Genomic DNA, 16,512 nt, shown 5'->3' on the forward strand with positions numbered 1-16,512 from the left:
CAACGCCTCCGGCTTGTGTCATAGATTTCGCCGTATGCCGTCCGATTGCCGGTGAAACCGATGAGCCTCCTTGTCCGCTGCCCTTCGCTGCTTCAAATCGCTCTGTCCGCGATCCTTCTGCTGACGGCGTTGCTGGAGCTGTTCGACACCATGCTGGAGGACCTGATCGGCGTGGAAATCACCACCGCACACGGTCTGCTCGTCTTCGCGGTGGGGAAAATCCTCAAGGAGTGGATCGAAGTCCGCAGGCAGTTCTCCGAAACACGGGAGAAGCTGGGCGAGGCGCGGGTGACGGAAGCGGCGCCTTCCCGGCTCGGCTGACCCCCGGAACGGTCCCTACAGCCAGCGCCGCCGCTTGAAGTGGATCATCGGCAGCGTCGCCGACAGGATCATCAGCATCACCGCCAGCGGATAGCCGAAGGTCCAGTCCTTCTCCGGCATGGTCGCGAAGTTCATGCCGTAGATGCTGGCGACCAGGGTCGGCGGGAACAGGGTGACCGTCAGGATCGAGACGATCTTGATGATCTCGTTCTGCTCGACGTTGATGCGGCCCAGCGTGGTGTCCAGCAGCAGGCTGACCTTCCCCGACAGGAATTGGGCGTACTCGCCGAGCCCCGTCACGTCCTGCAAGGCCGCCCGCGCCCAGCGCCGGGTCCGCTTGGCCGGAGTCCAGCCCTCGCCACGGGCCAGGAAGGTCAGCAGGCGGTTGAGAGTCGACAGGCTGACATGCGCCTTGCCGATCAGGTGCCCGGTGTGACCGATGCGCTTCAGCGTGCGGGTGTCGTCCCGCCGCTCCCCCTTGACCGGCAGGGCGCGCCCGCGGAAGGCGCGGCTGCCCATGGTGTCCAGCTCCAGCCCGACGCGGCGCAGGACGGCGGCGGTGCGCTCCACCACCCCGTCGAGCAGGGCGGCCAGCACCGCCTCCGCCGTCAATTCCGTACCGCCGTTGCGGGTGACGCGGCGGCGGAAGGCCAGGAAGGGCTGCGGATCGACGGCGTGGATGGTGGCGAGCCGCCCGCCGGCCAGGACGAAGCTGACCGGGACGATGCGCGGTTGGTCGGTGTCGGCCCAGACCAGGACGAGGGCGGTCATGTGCACGGCGCCGGGGGTGAGGCGCAGGCGGCTCGATTCCTCGATTTCCGCCATCTGCTCCCGAGTCGGCAGCTTGATGCCCATCAGCGCCTCGGCGCGGGCCAACTCCTCCGGAGTCGGATTCTGCAGGTCGAGCCAGACGGCCTCAGTGGGCAACGGGGTGCGGACGCCCTCGGCCTCGCGGGCCCAGCGCAGCCGGTCACCGTCGCAGGCGAAGACGTGGAGCATGGCGGCGGTCCGCCTTAGAGGAGGCGGCCGAAGCGGCGCGGCTTGCGCGGCTGGGGCGGTTCGGCGGGGCTGTCGCCGCGTCCGGCTTCCCCTTCCGGAAGGTCGACGGGCGCGCCGTCCTCGCGCAGCGCGGCCTCCAGCTTGCGCCGGAAAGCCCCGCCGTCGTCCTTGGAGTCGAGGAAATGCCCGACGGCTTCCTTCGCCGAGTCGCGGTCGTAGGGGACCTTGCCGAAGACCGACAGCTTGGCGCGTTCCAGCAGCTTCGGGTCCATCCGTTCGCGGATGGCCTTCATCTGGCGGAGCAGGTCCTTGCGCACGTCGGACATGGCGGGTCCCCTTCGCTTACCCGGTCACTCGCGGCCGATCATCGTGCCGGCCCCGCCCTCGGTGAAGATCTCCAGCAGCAGGGCGTGCGGCACCCGGCCATCCAGGATGACGGCGGCGTCCACGCCCTGTTCGACGGCGTCGATGCAGGTCTCGATCTTCGGGATCATGCCGCCGGTCGCGGTGCCGTCGGCGATGGCGGCGCGCGCCTGGTCCAGCGACATGCGCGGCACCAGCTCCTTGGTCTTGTCCAGAACGCCGGCGACGTCGGTCAGCAGGAAGAAGCGGGTGGCGCCCAGCGCCGAGGCGACGGCGCCCGCCGCGGTGTCGGCGTTGATGTTGTAGGTGTCGCCGTTGCGGTCGAAGCCGATCGGGGCGATGACCGGGATGATGTCCGACTGGGCCAGCGACGTGAGGATCTGCGGGTTCACCTGATAGGGCTCGCCGACGAAGCCGAGGTCCAGCACCTTCTCGATGTTGCTGTCCGGATCGCGCTGGGTGCGGCGCAGCTTGCGCGCGGTGATCAGGCTGCCGTCCTTGCCCGACAGGCCGACGGCGCGGCCGCCCGCGTTGTTGATGGCGGCGACGATCTGCTTGTTGATGGAGCCGGCCAGCACCATCTCGACCACCTCGACCGTCTCCTTGTCGGTGACGCGCAGGCCGTCGATGAAGCTGGACTTGATGGCCAGCCGCTGCAGCATCTGCCCGATCTGCGGGCCGCCGCCGTGCACGACCACGGGGTTGATGCCGACCTGCTTCAGCAGGACGATGTCGCGGGCGAACTTCTCCGCCAGGCTGTCGTCACCCATGGCGTGGCCGCCGTACTTGATGACGAAGGTGCGCCCGGCGTAGCGGCGCATGTAGGGCAGGGCTTCGGACAGGGTGCGGGCCTTGGCGAGCCACTCGTCGCGGGTCGTGTTCTGCACGGGATGGAGCCGTTCGTCGGGGTGGGCCAATCGGGTGAGATTCCGCCGACTCTTTAACGGAAAGCGCGGGGGGTGCCTAGGGGGCTTTTTCAGGTGGGCGCCGCGTCCGGGAACCCTTGGCCGTGCCCGGCGGTTCGCCCAGGGTAGGATGAACCGCAAAGGACGGTGCCATGAACGACCGCATCATGCCGACGCCGCGCAACCCCTTCACCGAAGCCCACAAGGCCGAGATGGAGGAGACCGCCCGGCGGGCCGAGGAGATCTACGGCTCCCCCGACGCCCAGGAGGTGACGGAGGCCAACAAGGCGCTGAAGGAGCAGGCCCGCGGGGGTGGAAAGGCCGGGTCGGGCAGGCTGGATTCCGAGGGGCCGGGCGCCGATCCGGTGGTGACCGGGAACGTGCGCAAGCCAGGCTGAGGCAGCCCGGCTGACGAGTCAGGCTGTGCCGGCGTGGCCCGCCCGGCGGCCGGCCAACCGCCCGGCCAGCAGGGTCATCGGCTGGGTCAGCGCGGTGACCACCACCGCCATCAGCACCATGGCGGAGAAGCAGGCGTCCGACAGCACCCCGGCTTCCAGCAGGATGGTCAGGACGATGACCTCCATCAGCCCCTTGCAGGACATCAGCGTGCCGAGGCGCCAGGAATCGGCGGCGCTCTCACCCGACAGCCGGGCGGGCAGGGCGGTGCCCAGGACCTTGCCGAGGATGGTCGCCACGGTCGCCAGCGCGAAGACCCACCATTGCGCCGAGGCGGCGAGGTCGAGATCGACCTTCAGTCCGGTCAGGGTGAAGAAGAAGGGCAGCAGGATCAGCGTGGCGAAATGCTCCAGCCGGTCCAGGATGGCCGCCGCCAGCCGCCGCGGCATGACCGTGCCGGCGACGAAGGCGCCCAGGATGTAGTGCAGCCCGATCAGCTCCGTCACCGCGGCGGAGCCCAGCAGGGCGGCGCAGGTGACCACCACCACCATGTCGCCGACCGCGCCGTCCGGGGCGATGCGGTTCATCAGCCGGGTCAGCAGCGGGCGGGCGAACAGCTCGGTCGCGGCGAGATAGGCGAAGCCGAGGACGGCGATCCAGGCCACTCCGGCGAATCCGCCGCTTCCCCCCGCCGCCAGGGCCAGCACGGCGGTGATGAGAAGCCACAGCAGCGCGTCGTTGACCGCCGCGTAGCCCAGCGCCAGCCGCCCGACCCTCTCCCCGATCAGCCCCATCTCGCGCAGGATGGCCCCCAGCACCGGCAGGGCGGTCACCCCGACGCAGATGCCGAATCCCGCGGCGAACAGCAGCGGGTCGGCCTTCGGCCCGGCCATCTCGGGAAAGGCGCCGACGATCCACCAGCCGAGCGCCCCGCCGAGCAGGGTCGGCACCATCATGCTCGACAGGCTGATTCCGACGAAGGCGCGCCCGCGCCCCTTGAACTCCTCCAGGTCGAGATGCAGCCCGGTCAGGAAGGCGAAGAAGACCACGGCGAGCAGAGCCAGCCCGGAGAGCGGCGCCAGCGACTCCCTGGCGAACAGCGGTTGCCAGAGGTCCGGGGCGGCCTGCCCGAGAAGCGACGGGCCGAGCGCGATCCCGAACAGGATCTGGATCACCACCATCGGGGCCACATGCTTCAGGCCGGACAGCCGCCACAGCAGGAACGGGCCGGCGATCAGCAGGATGGCCTGGAGGAGGAACAGCAGCGCCGGCGTCAGCTCGACGGGCATCGGGTCACCCCAGGCTGGCGAGCTGGGCGAGGCTGGCCCGCAGCTCGGCGATGCCCTGGCCCTTCTCGGCGCTGGTGGCGTGGATCTCCGGGAAGGCGGCAGGGTGCTTCTTGATGGCGGCCACGGTGCGCTTGCTCACCTCGGCCAGCTCTTGCGACCGCACCTTGTCCGACTTGGTGAGGACGACGACGTAGGGCACCGCCGCCTGATCGAGCATCGTCATGATCTCCTCGTCGTTGGGCTTCAGCCCGTGGCGCGAATCGACCAGGACCAGCGCCCGGCGCAGCGTGACGCGGCCGCGCAGGAAGCGGCGGACCATGTCGTTCCAGATCTCGATCTTCTCCTTCGATTCCTTGGCGTAGCCGTAGCCGGGCATATCGACCAGCTTCAGCCGGTTGCCGAGGTTGAAGAAGTTGAGCTGCTGGGTGCGGCCCGGCGTGTTGGAGGTGCGGGCCAGCGTCTTGCGCCCGGTCAGCGCGTTGACGAGGCTGGACTTGCCGACGTTGGACCGCCCGGCGAAGGCGACCTCCGGCAGGTCGGCCTCCGGCAACTGCTCCGCCGTCTGGGCGCCCCAGATGAAATCGCATTCCTTGGCGAACAGAAGCCGCCCCGCTTCCAGGGCCTCCTCGTCGAAACCGGAGATCGGGGAGCTGCTGGAAGAGGTCATGGACGGCGCTTTCGAAAGACACAGGGTGCGGATGAACGTGACCGGCCCAAAACATAACCGCCGGCAAACGCCCGTCAAGGGAGGCGCTTGCCGGCGGTCAATGCCCTGAAGTCAGGGAGGCCGGGTGTCAGGTGAAGAGAACCCTCAGGTCACCTTCACACCGTCCTGCCGCATGATGATCCACTGCTGGGCGATGGACAGGGTGTTGTTCCAGGCCCAGTAGATCACCAGACCAGCCGGGAAGCTGGCGAGCATGAAGGTGAAGATGATCGGCAGGAACTGGAACACCTTCTGCTGCACCGGATCGGGCGGTGCCGGGTTCAGCTTCTGCTGGAAGTACATGGTGATGCCCATGATGATCGGCCACAGGCCCAGCATCAGGATGTGCGGCGGCTGCCACGGGATCAGACCGAACAGGTTGAAGATGGTGGTCGGATCGGGCGCGGACAGGTCGTGGATCCAGCCGAAGAACGGCGCGTGCCGCATTTCGATGGTCACGAACAGCACCTTGTACAGCGCGAAGAAGACCGGGATCTGGATCAGGATCGGCAGGCAGCCCGATACCGGCGAGACCTTCTCGCGCTTGTAGAGCGCCATCATCTCCTGGTTCAGGCGGACCTTGTCGTCACCGAAGCGGTCGCGCAGCTCCATCATCTTGGGCTGCAGCTTCTTCATCTTGGCCATCGCGTGATACGACTTGTTGGCCAGCGGGAAGAAGGCCGCCTTGATGATCACGGTGAAGACCAGGATGGCGATGCCGAAGTTGCCGAACAGGCGGCCCAGCAGGTCCAGCCCGTAGAAGAACGGCTTGGTCAGGAAGTAGAACCAGCCGAAGTCGATTGCCAGGTCGAAGTTGGCGATGCCCAGCTTGTCCGAATAGTCGTCCAGCAGGCGGACCTGCTTGGCGCCGGCGAACAGCCGGTCGGTCAACTCGACGGTGGCGCCGGGGGCGACCTCCACGGCCTTGCCCAGCGTGTCGACCTGATAGCGGTCGGTGCCGCCGGGGGCGGAGTGGACGAAGCGGGCGGTCATCGGAGCCTTCTGGTCCGGGACCAGCGAGACCAGCCAGTACTTGTCGGTGATGCCGATCCAGCCGCCCGTGCTCTGGGCGGAGACGGTGCCGGCCTTGCGCAGATCGTCGTACTTGTGCTCGTTCAGCTTGCCGTCGAAGACGCCGAGCGGGCCTTCATGCAGGATGTAGTAGCCGTCGGTGTGCGGCGTGCCAGCGCGGCTGACCAAGCTGTAGGGCAGCAGGCTGACCGGGGCGGAGCCGGTGTTGCGCACCTTCTGGGTGATCGTGAACATGAAGTTCTGATCGACCGCGATGGTGCGCTCGAACACCAGGCCCTTGCCGTTGTCCCAGGTCAGGGTCAGCGGCTGGTCCGGCGTCAGCGCGGTGCCGGCGGCGGTCCAGCGGGTGTCGGCGCCGGGGACCGGCTGCGACTTGTCCTCCGGAACCCAGCCGAACTCGGCGTAATAGGCCTCGGGCGTGCCGGCGGGGGCCAGCAGCACGATTTCCGGGCTCTTGGGATCGGGGGTGACGCGGTAGTCGGCCAGCGTCAGGTCGTCGATGCGGCCCCCAACCAGATTGACCGATCCGTGCAGCGACGGCGTGTTGATCTTGACGCGCGTTCCGGCGGCCATCTGCTCGGCGAGCAGGCCGGCGCGGTCGCGGACCGTGGCGGGAGCCGCCGTGCCGGGGACCGAACCGGGAGCGGCGCCCGGCGCGGGCGCGGCGCCGGGGGCGACCGACTGCTCCGTCTGGGCGGCCTGCTGCGCAGCCTGCTGCTGCTTCACCCGGGGTCCATCGTAGAAATACTGGAATCCCAGGAGGATGGCGATCGACAGAGCGATCGCGAGGATGAGGTTGCGTTGATCGGTCATGGCATCCCGGTTGCCGTGGGCCTTCTGTTAAGAAGGGGGCCGAACGCCGGTTTTCAGGCCGGCATGCGAATTGCTGCATCGATGCGCCGCGTCGTCCGGCCCGTGCGAACAGCGGGTGGACCGCCCCGGTTCGGGCACGGGATCATATCCCCACCCGCCCCAGGGATGGCAGCGCAGAAGCCTCCGGACGGTCAGCCAACTGCCCCGGATCGCTCCGTGCTTAGATAGCGCATCCAGCGCATAGTTTGAACAGGTCGGCTGAAATCGGCAGTGCCACCCGATGAAGGGCGACAGGGTCCACTGATAGCCGACCACGAGCGCGCGCAGAAAATAGGCGAGCGGGCTCACGCGCCGGCCTCCCCGCCGCCGGAACCGTTGCCGGTCCCGCCGTTGGGTATGACGGCGTTTGGCCCGCCATTCACCTCGCTCTTGGGCACCTCGTTCTTGGACGCGTCGCGCCACAGACCGAGGCGTTTCAGCGCCGCGATCAGATCGCCCACCAGCTCCGTCCACGGCCTTTCGGCCGTCGCGGCGCGGGCCACCAGCACGAAATCGTGACCGGGGGCCGCGTGGGCGGTCAGAATTTGGCGTGCCGCTTCGCGAAGGCGGCGGCGTGCGCGATTGCGCACGACCGCGTTCCCCACTTTGCGGCTCGCCGTCAGGCCAAGACGAATCGGCGGCTCGCCAGGGGCGGGCCGCTGCCGTTCGTCGTGTCGGCGCACCTGCAGGATAAGGCCGGGAGCCACATGCTTGCGCCGTGTACCGGCCACGGCCAGAAACTCCGGCCGCCGCTTCAGGCGCCCGACCCTGGGGTCCGGCGCCGCCATGCGTATCAGGCGCTCAGGACACTGCGGCCCTTGGCGCGACGGCGGGCAATCACCTTGCGGCCACCGACGGTCGCCATGCGGGCGCGGAAGCCATGCCGGCGCTTGCGCACGATTTTGCTGGGCTGGAACGTGCGTTTCACGGCACCATACTCCTCGATCTCAGGGCAAAAAATGAGCCCCGCTGTATAGAGGTACCGACCCCCGGAGTCAATCACGCGCTGCCACCCAAGCGTGGGAAATATTCTCCGTTCGGATGGGCAAAGGCAAGAAGGGTGGCGCAAAGGAGGGTGAAAAGGGGTAGGGCCCTGCCTCCCTTGCCGTGCGGCGTGTTTACCCCCTGACATTCGCGAAAGGTCCGGGGGAAGTCGGCATGCTGCACCGGCGGCAATTCATCGTGTCCAAAAACACCCACGCGCTCCGTCCGGAATGGGTGAGCCGTGACATCGGCGGGCTCGTCCTGTCCCATTGTCCCGACCTGCCGGTCCGGCGCGTGCTGGGCGCCGACAAGACGGTCTGGCATCTGCTGGGGCTTCCCGTGCAGACCGACCCGGCGCGTCCCGACCCGGTGGAGGCGCTGGCCGCGTGTCGCGCCGGGGAGATCGCGGAGCTGTGCCGTTCCTGGACAGGACGCTGGCTGCTGCTGAACAACCGGGCGGTTCATCTGGACACCGGCGGGACGCTCGGCTGCTTCTACGGGATGGTGGACGGCGCGCTGACCCTCGCCTCCAGCGCCGGGGTGATGGCCGAACTGCTGGGCGAGGAGGCGAGCTTCCGCCGCCCGCTGGCGCACGAGGCCGGGCTGGACTGGTACCCGCTGCCCGGCTCCGGGCTTGCGGGGGTGCGCCGGCTGCTGCCGACCCAGGTGCTCGACCCCGCCCGCCCGATGGACGATCCGGGCTTCCTGACCTTCCGCCGACCCTTCCCGGCGGTTCCGCCGGGATTTTCCGATTCGCTCGCCTATGAGCGCATGGAATCCATCCTGGTCACCGCCATCCGCAATCTGCACCGGACCCTGTCGGGGCCGGAGGGCGGCAACCGTCCGCTGATGCTCCAGCTGACCGCCGGCTACGACACGCGGCTGCTGCTGGCCGCGGCGCAGAAGGCCGAGGTGCCCTTCGCCACCTTCACCTTCGACCACCGCGACCTGACGCCGGGCGACCGCAAGCTGCCGCCGAAGCTGGCCCTGTTGGCCGGGGTGGAGCATCACCTGATCCCCTGCCCGCCGCTGGACGCCCAGCGTGCGCGCGACTACGCCGCCCACACCGGCGGGCACACCGCGGCGATGGACGGGGAGTTCTACGCCAACGGCGCCTGGGACGGCGTGCCGGAGGGCGCCGTCGTCCTGCACGGCGGCGTCTTCGAGGTGGCGCGCTGCTTCTACTGGGGTCAGATCCCGCCAGGCCTTGCCGCCGATGGCGAGGACACCGCCGCCCGGATGTTCGACGCCTTCCGCGGCAAGCTCTACAACCCGCCGTCCCATTGCGAGGCGCTGCGCGAATGGCTGGCCTGGGTGGTAAAGACGCCGGACGTCCTGCCGGGCGGTGCGATGGACCTGCGCGACCGCTTCTATCTGGAGCAGCGGGTGGCCGGCTGGCTGTCGGCCATCGACCAGGGGGTGGACCTGACCGGGCGGCAGCTCTTCCAAGTCGGCAACTGCGCGGACTTCCTGGCGATCGCCCTGGCCATGCCGGTGGACGTCCGGCGCTCCAGCCAGCATCAGGCGGAACTGATCCGCCGCATGGCCCCGGATCTGCTGAGCGAGCCGATCAACCCGCCGCAGCCCGCCGTGCTGCGCCAGCTCCGCAAGCTGCCGCGCCGGCTGAACAAGCTGCGCACGGCGATCGGGCACCATCTGGCGCGGACGTCGGCTTAGGGGGATGGGGTAGGGGGCTCATAGGCGCTAACTTCGCTCACCTCATTCATTATCCGACTGAACCTCACCTCTCTCATCGTCATTCCCGCGAAGGCGGGAATCCAGTCTTCTCAAGTACTTATCTGCGGAGTTTCCTGGCTCCCCGCCTGCGCGGGGGTGACGATGAAAAGGTGGATGCCAGTCAGAATGAAGCCATCCTACCCGAAGTTTTGTGCCCCCTCCCTGACCCTCCCCCGCTTTGCAGGGGAGGGGAATTGGGTGCGGCCGTCTTGGACAGGTGCAGCCAGCGGCGGTAGGCGTCCTCGCTGACGGGAGCGCGGTGCTTCAGGCCGATGCGGAGGATTTCCGGCAGGGCCAGCAGGACCTTCAGGTCGGTCAGCCGTGGGCCGTGGCGCAGGTTCTTCCAGCTGTTGCCGATCCAGCTCCGCGCGAATCGCCAGGGCAGCAGGCCGGCGGGGCAGCGGGCGACCTCGCGGATCAGGTCGTTGCGGTGGTTGTAGAAACGCTCCAGCCCCGGCTTGCGGCCCTTCTCGCTCTTATCGTGGTAGACCATGATGCCGGGCAGGGCGACCACCCGGTGGCCGGCGCCGATCAGCCGCAGGCAGCGGTCCTTCTCCTCCCCCTGGCGGTACAGCTCCGGCATGTAGAGGCCGACGGCGGCGACCGCGCGGCGGCGCAGCAGATGGCCGCAGCCGACGTACCAGGGCGCGTCGAAGGGATCGGATTGGGGCGGGAAATAGACCAGCCCGTCGCGCGTCTCGATGTTGCAGGCCACCGCCGCCACGTCGGCGTGAGTCTCCATGTAGGCCACCGCGCGGGCGAGGCCGTCCGGCTCGGCGAACCAGGAATCGTCGTCCACCGACAGCACATAGTCGCCCGCCGTGTTCACGAAGCCGAAGTTGCGGGCGTAGATCAGCCCGGCGTTGTGCGGCAGCCGGACGTAGCGGACGGTGGGGAACTCCCCCCGCACCATGGCGTCGGTGCCGTCCGTGGACCCGTCGTCCACCACCAGGATCTCCGCGACGGGGTGCGTCTGGGCGAGCAGGCGGGACAGCGCGGTGCGCAGTTCCGGCGCGCGGTTGAAGGTGGCGATGACGGCGCTGACGCTGGGCATCAGGCGACCTCGCTGGAGGAGGACGGGGCGGCGCGCGGCCGCTCGGGCAGGGGCAGCCGGACCGGCGGGCGCTTCAGCTCCTCCGGATACTCGTCGCGCAGGCCGGACAGGTAGCTGTCCAGGAAGACCCGCAGGCCGCGGACGTCCCGGTTCACCAGATAATGGGCGGTGTATTTGGCGATCATGCGCGGGATCACCCCCGCCTTCTCGTAGTTGGCGTGGATGTAGCCCATGTTGCGGAAGAAATGCGGCGCCCGGTCGGCCCGCATCGTCTCCACCGTGCCCAGCCGGCCGCCCAGCACCTTGTGCTCCGTCCGCGACATGCCGGGATGGATGTGGAGCGCCTTCACCGCCGTGCCGACCTTCAGCCCGGCGCGGCGGGCGCGTAGGGTGAACTCGTACTCGTCGCCCCAGATGAACATCTCACGCTTCACGTTGCCGATTTGCTCGAAGACGGCGCGGCCGATCAGCGTGCCGTTGAACAGGGCGATGGTGCCCGGCGCCAGCCCGTCGACCGCCCGCGCCATCAGGCTGTCCGGGTCGCGGGTGCCCTGCATGGGGAAGGCCAGGGTGGAGCGGTCCTCCACCGCCAGCACCAGCGGGCCGACCATGGACAGGCCGTGGTGCCGCGCCTGGACCAGCAGCTCTGCCAGCGCGCCGGGCTGCGGGATGCCGTCGTCGTCGGTGCTCCAGATCCAGCGGGCGCCGAGGCCGAGCGCCGTCTCGAAGGCGGTGTGGTAGGCGCCGGCGGACCCGCAGTTGGCCTGCCGCACCACGACCAGCGCGTCGTCCCGCTCCTCCGCCTGCGCGGCCAGCCACTCCGGCGTGCCGTCGCTGGAGCCGCTGTCCACCACCACCAGCCGCTCCGGCCGCGGCTGCTGCCCGAGGATCGCCGCGACGCAGGTGGCGAGAAGCGGCAGGCGGTTGTGGGTGACGACGATCGCCACGACGCCGTGGGCGATGTCCGCCGAAACGCTGTCCGCCGGGAGTGTGTCGTGAGCCATGGCTGGGCGGTTCCTCCTGGTCCTGTCCATCAGTCGGTTTGGGTGCGTGTGGGGGTGCAGTCGCCCTGGTCCGGCCGGCAGGGCAGGATGGCGACGTCCGGCGATGGGTCGGTGGCGCCGGACAGCACGCCCAGCTGCCCCAGGGCGCGGGCAACCGTCCGCGCCGCGTAGAGCTGCCCCTCCAGCCCCCAGCGGCTGCCGTTGGGCGCGTAGAGATCGCGCACCCCGCCCGCGGCCAGCGCCGTCAGGCCGGCGGCCAGCGGCACCGCCTGAAGCGTCGGGTCGGCGGCCATGACCTCGTCCACCGCGGACCGGTGGGGTGGGGGGGTGAGCAGGAAATCGGCGTAGACCGTCCCCTTGTCCGGCGCGATCAGCAGCAGGAAGCGCGTCACCCCGTTGGCCTGCACCGCGTCCTGGATCGCGTGCAACCCGGCGCGGCGCTCCTCCAGCAGGCGGCGGTCGGTGCGCCAGGGCTGGAAATCCTCCGCGCGGAAGAGGGTGGTCGTCGCGGCGGCGGAGCTGAACAGGCCCGCGTAGGCCAGGGACCGCTCTTCCACCGGACTGCCGGTCACGTTCAGCACCGCGCGCGGCAGCGCCTTGAGCAGCAGGTCGAGCGCGTGGCCGATGGGCGGCGGGTTCCAGGCCTGGGCGCGGGAGCGCTCCAGGGACCGCGGCTGGCGGTTGAGGGGCTCGACGGCGAGGGGGGGCAGGGTCGCCATGCCGTAGGAGCGGGGGGCGGTGACGGTGGACAGCGCCAGCCCGCCGACGGGCTCCCCCAGGTCGCGCTCCGATAACTGCAGTATCACCACGCGCGGCGGGCGCTCCCGGAAGTCGGGGGAGGCCAGATAGGCGGCCAGCGGGGCCGCGCCCGCGGGCCGCACGCCGACGGAGAGGCCGGTCAGGTTGCGCAGATGGTCGGTCCAATAACGGCCGTAGCGGCCGTGGCGCTCCTCCGCCTCGGGCCGGGAGAAGCCATCGCCGAAGACCATAACGTCGTAACCGGCACCGGGCCGCGCCGCCTCGGCCAGCGGCGGCACGAAGATCGCCTGGGGCATTCTGGGTCCGAAACGGTTCTCCGCGTAGCCGCCCAGCTCCGTCAGGTCGCCGTCCGGCGGGTCCAGCGCGAAGGCCAGCGGCAGGACCAGCGCGGCGGCGAGGGCCAGCCCGCGCAGAACGATCCTGTCCAACCCGCCCCTCACCGGTCGCCTCACGCCCGGTCCGCGGGGAACCGGAAGCCGGGCAGGCGGAAGGCGGGCTTGTGGAAGACGGACATGCGGCGTTGGGCGAGCGGCGACCCGGCGGAGTCGCCGATCCACAGGCGCAGCGCCTTGGTCGCGCCGATCCACAGCAGGATGGGCAGCAGCGAGAAGAAGCCGAACTTGACGATGGTGATGTTGCCGTCGCGGTACCATTGCAGCGACAGCGGGATGAAGGCGCAATAGAACAGCACCGCGTAGCGGTTGGTGACGCCCGACTCCCAGAACCAGCGGTGCAGCCGGCCCAGGATCAGCCCGACCACCACCATGGTGACGATCACGCCGATCCACCCCGCGCTCATCCAGCCGTCGCCGGCCAGCGAGGTGGTCAGGTTGGAGAAATTGCCGAAATCATGCAGCGACACCCATTTGATCGGCGCGCCGATCGGCTTGTCCGGCCACAGCATGCGCGGGATCGGCTCGGTGAAGAGCTGAAGATACTGGGTGAACCAGGTGTAGGTGCCCGACTGCTGCGGCACCGCCCACAGGATGAAGGCCAGGAAGTCGAAGTTGGCGATGTCCTGGTTCGACACGCTTTCCACGAAGGAGCCCTGGCCGCCCTGGAAGACGCTGAACAGCTTGCCCGGGCTCTCGGTGCCGGCAAGCACGCCGCGCAGGAAGTCGCGGTTGTTGCCCAGCGTGTGGAACAGCAGCAGCACCGGCAGGCCGCAGGCGAGCTGCCACCAGCGGAACCACTTGGTGCGGGTGTGGTAGAGGATCAGCAGCACCATGCCCAGCACGCCCATGATGATCGCCCAGCGCCCCCAGCCCAGATAGGCGCGGTAGCTGACGAAGGCGATGAAGGGGATGAAGGACAGCGGATGGAAGCGGCTGACCCAGATGATGCCCAGCGTCAGCGGCAGGCCCATCGAATGGGCCTCGGCGATGTAGCCGGTGGTGTTGACGTAGACCGGCTGGCCGGTCAGCGGGTCGCGCTCCATCTGCACGTCGCCGGTGCCGGTGAAGTCGGCGCCGTCCTGGCGCAGGATCGCCGAATAGATGGCCAGCGGTCCCAGCGCCGCCACCGTCAGGGCGAAGGCGGTGATGTCCAGCCGGTCGAAGGTGAAGGTGGGCGCCCGGCTGAAATCCGGTTTCACCCGCCCGGCCCAGCCGCAGGCGGCGGAGAAGGCGACGAGCGCGACCGAACTGACCGTCAGCGACTTCACGAACTCCGCCGCACTCGGCCAATAGCCCATGAACAGCCAGGCGTTGTCGATGCCGAAGCCATGGACCAGCAGCGGTCGGATCACGAAGACGAGCGTGTGGAAGATCAGATAGTAGGTCAGCGGGTGGAACATCGACGCGGTGCCGGTGCTGAGGAACACCACGGCGACCAGGGCCACCACCAGCACCTGCGCGATCAACGCCGTTTCGATCATGCCGGACTCCGCTTGGCCTCGTGAACGCGCGGCACCGCCGGCCACGGCCCGTGGTGACGGCCTGTGGGGCGGTGTCGTCGTGCCGGCCCTCGGGAGCGAGAGCGACACTCCCCGGAAGCAACACCGCCGGCCCCGGTCGGGTCCACCCGTCCGGGAACGCAGACGGCGAGGGCTGTCCGGTCAGGGCTATCCGTGCCGCGCCTTCGAGGCACCCCGTCCGCGCTTTTGCTTCATCCGCCCCCCGCCGCCAGTTTCGCTGGGGTGCGGAACGGAGGTGATATGACGCGCCGGATTCCTGGACTCTTCGCGGGCGGGCTGTTGTGGCTGGTCCTGTTCCTGGCTGGTCCCACCCCGTCCTTCGCGGCGGAGCCGGCGATCCACGTCTCCCCCCAGGGCGACGACCGCTGGTCCGGGCGGGTCGCCGCCTCCACACCGGACGGGCGGGATGGCCCGGTCGCCACGCTGGCCCGCGCGGTGGAGGAGGCGCGCAAGCGCGGGCTGCACCTGATCCTGCTGCGCGGCGGCACCCACCGGCTGACCGACACGGTGACGCTGGGGCCGGAGGATTCCGGGCTGCGCATCGCCGCCTTTCCCGGCGAGACCCCGGTCTTCTCGGGCGGCGAGGTGGTGACGGGCTTCAAGGCGGAGCGCGACGGCACCGTCTCCGCCCCGCTGGCGCGCGAGCCGGGGTTGGACGTCACCGTCGGCGGGGTGCGGCTGCGCGCGGCGCAGAGCGGCGCCTTCGACCCGCAGGACCCGATCCGCAGCGGCTGGTTCGTCGCCCAGCAGACCAAGGGCGGCGGCGACAAGCGGCAGTTCCGCTTTCCGCCCGGCACCGTTCAGGCGGCCTGGGCGGTCCCCGGCGTGCGCGTCCAGGCGCTCGACCGCGAGCGGCAGGCCGACGACATCCGCGGCATCGAGCGCATCGACCGCAACGGCACGCTGGTTCTGGACCGCGACGGCTGGTACCCGTTCCGCGACGGCAGCACCTTCCGCCTGCTCGGCCATCCCGATTTCCTGAAATTCCCTGGCCAGTTCGCCTGGAGCGCCAAGGACCGGCGCCTGCTGCTCCGCCCCCACGACCCGACGGCCTTCGCCCGCGACGGCGAGGCGGTGGTGGCGCGCACCGCCCCGCTGATCCAGGCGGAGAAGGCGGATTCCATCACGCTCGACGGGCTGTCCTTCGCCGACGTTCCCTACAACGGGGCGGCGGTGCGGCTGGCCGGCGGTTCGGGGCACCGCGTCCTCGACAACCGCTTCTCCGCGGTCGGGACGGGTGTGCTGCTGGTCGGCGTCTCCGACAGTGAGGTGCGCGGCAATCGCCTGGAGCATCTGGGGCGCAGCGGGATCGAACTCACACCCGGCAGCACCGGCAACCAGATCGTCGCCAACATTATCCGCCATGTCGGGGAGGTGAACCTCTACAGCGCCGGCATCATGACCGCCGGGGTGACCCGCACGCGGATCGCCCACAACGACATCCGGCACGCCGCGCGCTACGGCATCTCCATGAAGAACTGGAACCCGGAGACCAAGAACACCGACAACGTGATCGAGTACAACCGCATCCGCGACGTCGGGCGGGAGACCGCCGACCTCGGCGCCATCGAGACGCTGGGGCGCAGCGACATCGACACCAAGCTGGTCATCCGCTTCAACGACATCCGGGGGACCGGCGGGATCGCCACCGACGCGGCGGGGCGCTGGATGACCCGCTACAAGGGCTTCGGCGTCTATCTGGACGACCTGACCAACGGCGTGCGGGTGGAGGGCAACTTCCTGGAGGACACGGGCTGGGCGTCGGTCTTCATCCATGGCGGTGACGGCAACCGGGTGGAGAACAACATCGCCGTGCTGACCGACGAGCGCGACCGCTTCCTGCGCTTCGAATGGGTGCCCAAGGCGGGGACGGCGGGCTTCCTGCGCGACAACGAGGCCAGCCGCAACCTCATCCACGCCCGCGTTCCGGTGGAGCAGCTGGTGACCGCGCTGACCGGCGGCGAATACCGGCTGGAGAACAACATCTTCGACCGTCCGGGCCGCGGCCTGCGCGCGCCGGGCGCGCCCATGGAACGGACGCAGGCGCGCTCCGTTCAAGGAGGCAACCTGCCGGACCCCTATTTCATGAACCCAGCGAAGGACGACTACCGCCTGCGCCCGAACTCCCCCGCCCTGAAGATCGGCTTCCAGGAGCTTCCCTGGTCGCGCATCGGTCCGGAAGGGGCGCGCTGAGCC

General features: G+C 69.5%; 17 protein-coding genes. 4 read left to right on the forward strand and 13 right to left on the reverse strand.

Going from position 1 to position 16,512, the window contains the following annotated elements:
* Positions 1 to 60: 60 nt before the first annotated feature.
* Positions 61 to 321 carry a hypothetical protein gene (locus DS837_RS07320; protein WP_149164146.1) on the forward strand — a complete coding sequence of 87 codons (261 nt, stop codon included), beginning with the start codon at positions 61 to 63 and terminating at the stop codon, positions 319 to 321.
* Between the two features lie 15 nt (positions 322 to 336).
* On the opposite strand, the gene DS837_RS07325 is transcribed toward DS837_RS07320, so the two are convergent.
* The 3 genes from DS837_RS07325 to argB are packed head-to-tail and all read right to left on the reverse strand — an operon-like array spanning position 337 to position 2,570.
* The gene (locus tag DS837_RS07325) at positions 337 to 1,320 is read right to left on the reverse strand and encodes a magnesium transporter CorA family protein (protein ID WP_149164147.1); all 984 of its coding nucleotides are present in this window, start codon (positions 1,318 to 1,320) and stop codon (positions 337 to 339) included.
* Positions 1,321 to 1,334: 14 nt separating this feature from the next.
* Positions 1,335 to 1,646 carry a hypothetical protein gene (locus tag DS837_RS07330; protein WP_149164148.1) on the reverse strand — a complete coding sequence of 104 codons (312 nt, stop codon included), beginning with the start codon at positions 1,644 to 1,646 and terminating at the stop codon, positions 1,335 to 1,337.
* A gap of 24 nt (positions 1,647 to 1,670) precedes the next feature.
* A complete protein-coding gene (gene argB / locus DS837_RS07335) occupies positions 1,671 to 2,570 on the reverse strand; it encodes an acetylglutamate kinase (RefSeq protein WP_149164149.1) in 900 nt (299 codons plus the stop codon).
* A 170-nt stretch (positions 2,571 to 2,740) separates the two neighbouring features.
* Between argB and DS837_RS07340 the strand changes: the two genes are divergently transcribed.
* Positions 2,741 to 2,986 carry a hypothetical protein gene (locus DS837_RS07340; RefSeq protein ID WP_145701079.1) on the forward strand — a complete coding sequence of 82 codons (246 nt, stop codon included), beginning with the start codon at positions 2,741 to 2,743 and terminating at the stop codon, positions 2,984 to 2,986.
* Positions 2,987 to 3,004: 18 nt separating this feature from the next.
* On the opposite strand, the gene DS837_RS07345 is transcribed toward DS837_RS07340, so the two are convergent.
* From DS837_RS07345 to rpmH, 6 genes are all read right to left on the reverse strand, one after another.
* Entirely contained in the window at positions 3,005 to 4,273 is a 1,269-nt protein-coding gene (locus DS837_RS07345) for a cation:proton antiporter (protein WP_149164150.1), read from the reverse strand.
* Between the two features lie 4 nt (positions 4,274 to 4,277).
* Entirely contained in the window at positions 4,278 to 4,940 is a 663-nt protein-coding gene (gene yihA, locus DS837_RS07350) for a ribosome biogenesis GTP-binding protein YihA/YsxC (RefSeq protein WP_035674103.1), read from the reverse strand.
* A 144-nt stretch (positions 4,941 to 5,084) separates the two neighbouring features.
* Complete coding sequence (yidC, locus tag DS837_RS07355; protein WP_149164151.1) at positions 5,085 to 6,824, reverse strand: membrane protein insertase YidC; 1,740 nt, start codon at positions 6,822 to 6,824, stop codon at positions 5,085 to 5,087.
* 27 nt (positions 6,825 to 6,851) lie between these two features.
* Positions 6,852 to 7,172: a membrane protein insertion efficiency factor YidD gene (yidD, locus tag DS837_RS07360; protein WP_079285227.1), complete on the reverse strand. Its 321-nt coding sequence runs from the start codon at positions 7,170 to 7,172 to the stop codon at positions 6,852 to 6,854.
* The gene (gene rnpA, locus DS837_RS07365) at positions 7,169 to 7,651 is read right to left on the reverse strand and encodes a ribonuclease P protein component (protein ID WP_149164152.1); all 483 of its coding nucleotides are present in this window, start codon (positions 7,649 to 7,651) and stop codon (positions 7,169 to 7,171) included. Before rnpA ends, yidD begins: the two co-directional genes overlap by 4 nt.
* 5 nt (positions 7,652 to 7,656) lie before the next feature.
* Complete coding sequence (gene rpmH / locus DS837_RS07370) at positions 7,657 to 7,791, reverse strand: 50S ribosomal protein L34 (protein WP_014239280.1); 135 nt, start codon at positions 7,789 to 7,791, stop codon at positions 7,657 to 7,659.
* A gap of 230 nt (positions 7,792 to 8,021) precedes the next feature.
* Between rpmH and DS837_RS07375 the strand changes: the two genes are divergently transcribed.
* On the forward strand, positions 8,022 to 9,524 hold the full coding sequence (locus DS837_RS07375) for a hypothetical protein (protein ID WP_149164153.1): 1,503 nt from the start codon (positions 8,022 to 8,024) through the stop codon (positions 9,522 to 9,524).
* A 181-nt stretch (positions 9,525 to 9,705) separates the two neighbouring features.
* Here DS837_RS07375 and DS837_RS07380 read toward each other — a convergent pair whose 3' ends face one another.
* From DS837_RS07380 to DS837_RS07395, 4 genes are read right to left on the reverse strand one after another with little or no spacing between them, the layout of a single operon-like run.
* Positions 9,706 to 10,638, reverse strand: a complete 933-nt coding sequence (locus DS837_RS07380; protein ID WP_247889815.1) for a glycosyltransferase family 2 protein — start codon at positions 10,636 to 10,638, stop codon at positions 9,706 to 9,708.
* Positions 10,638 to 11,642: a glycosyltransferase gene (locus tag DS837_RS07385; RefSeq protein WP_247889816.1), complete on the reverse strand. Its 1,005-nt coding sequence runs from the start codon at positions 11,640 to 11,642 to the stop codon at positions 10,638 to 10,640. Before DS837_RS07385 ends, DS837_RS07380 begins: the two co-directional genes overlap by 1 nt.
* 29 nt (positions 11,643 to 11,671) lie before the next feature.
* Complete coding sequence (locus DS837_RS07390; protein ID WP_149164154.1) at positions 11,672 to 12,829, reverse strand: alginate O-acetyltransferase AlgX-related protein; 1,158 nt, start codon at positions 12,827 to 12,829, stop codon at positions 11,672 to 11,674.
* A 20-nt stretch (positions 12,830 to 12,849) separates the two neighbouring features.
* Positions 12,850 to 14,277: a hypothetical protein gene (locus DS837_RS07395; protein WP_149164155.1), complete on the reverse strand. Its 1,428-nt coding sequence runs from the start codon at positions 14,275 to 14,277 to the stop codon at positions 12,850 to 12,852.
* A 279-nt stretch (positions 14,278 to 14,556) separates the two neighbouring features.
* On the opposite strand from DS837_RS07395, the gene DS837_RS07400 reads away from it, so the two are divergent.
* Entirely contained in the window at positions 14,557 to 16,509 is a 1,953-nt protein-coding gene (locus tag DS837_RS07400; RefSeq protein WP_149164156.1) for a right-handed parallel beta-helix repeat-containing protein, read from the forward strand.
* Positions 16,510 to 16,512: the final 3 nt, after the last annotated feature.

The organism is Azospirillum brasilense (genome assembly GCF_008365405.1).
Classification (GTDB): Bacteria; Pseudomonadota; Alphaproteobacteria; order Azospirillales; family Azospirillaceae; genus Azospirillum; species Azospirillum brasilense_D.

What these genes read in the sequence shown, in the direction of transcription:
- DS837_RS07320 (WP_149164146.1), top strand. Translation starts at nt 61, where the DNA reads ATGAGCCTCCTTGTCCGCTGCCCTTCGCTGCTTCAAATCGCTCTGTCC.
- DS837_RS07325 (WP_149164147.1), bottom strand. Translation starts at nt 1,320, where the DNA reads ATGCTCCACGTCTTCGCCTGCGACGGTGACCGGCTGCGCTGGGCCCGC.
- DS837_RS07330 (WP_149164148.1), bottom strand. Translation starts at nt 1,646, where the DNA reads ATGTCCGACGTGCGCAAGGACCTGCTCCGCCAGATGAAGGCCATCCGC.
- DS837_RS07340 (WP_145701079.1), top strand. Translation starts at nt 2,741, where the DNA reads ATGAACGACCGCATCATGCCGACGCCGCGCAACCCCTTCACCGAAGCC.
- DS837_RS07345 (WP_149164150.1), bottom strand. Translation starts at nt 4,273, where the DNA reads ATGCCCGTCGAGCTGACGCCGGCGCTGCTGTTCCTCCTCCAGGCCATC.
- yihA (WP_035674103.1), bottom strand. Translation starts at nt 4,940, where the DNA reads ATGACCTCTTCCAGCAGCTCCCCGATCTCCGGTTTCGACGAGGAGGCC.
- yidC (WP_149164151.1), bottom strand. Translation starts at nt 6,824, where the DNA reads ATGACCGATCAACGCAACCTCATCCTCGCGATCGCTCTGTCGATCGCC.
- rnpA (WP_149164152.1), bottom strand. Translation starts at nt 7,651, where the DNA reads ATGGCGGCGCCGGACCCCAGGGTCGGGCGCCTGAAGCGGCGGCCGGAG.
- DS837_RS07375 (WP_149164153.1), top strand. Translation starts at nt 8,022, where the DNA reads ATGCTGCACCGGCGGCAATTCATCGTGTCCAAAAACACCCACGCGCTC.
- DS837_RS07380 (WP_247889815.1), bottom strand. Translation starts at nt 10,638, where the DNA reads ATGCCCAGCGTCAGCGCCGTCATCGCCACCTTCAACCGCGCGCCGGAA.
- DS837_RS07385 (WP_247889816.1), bottom strand. Translation starts at nt 11,642, where the DNA reads ATGGCTCACGACACACTCCCGGCGGACAGCGTTTCGGCGGACATCGCC.
- DS837_RS07395 (WP_149164155.1), bottom strand. Translation starts at nt 14,277, where the DNA reads ATGATCGAAACGGCGTTGATCGCGCAGGTGCTGGTGGTGGCCCTGGTC.
- DS837_RS07400 (WP_149164156.1), top strand. Translation starts at nt 14,557, where the DNA reads ATGACGCGCCGGATTCCTGGACTCTTCGCGGGCGGGCTGTTGTGGCTG.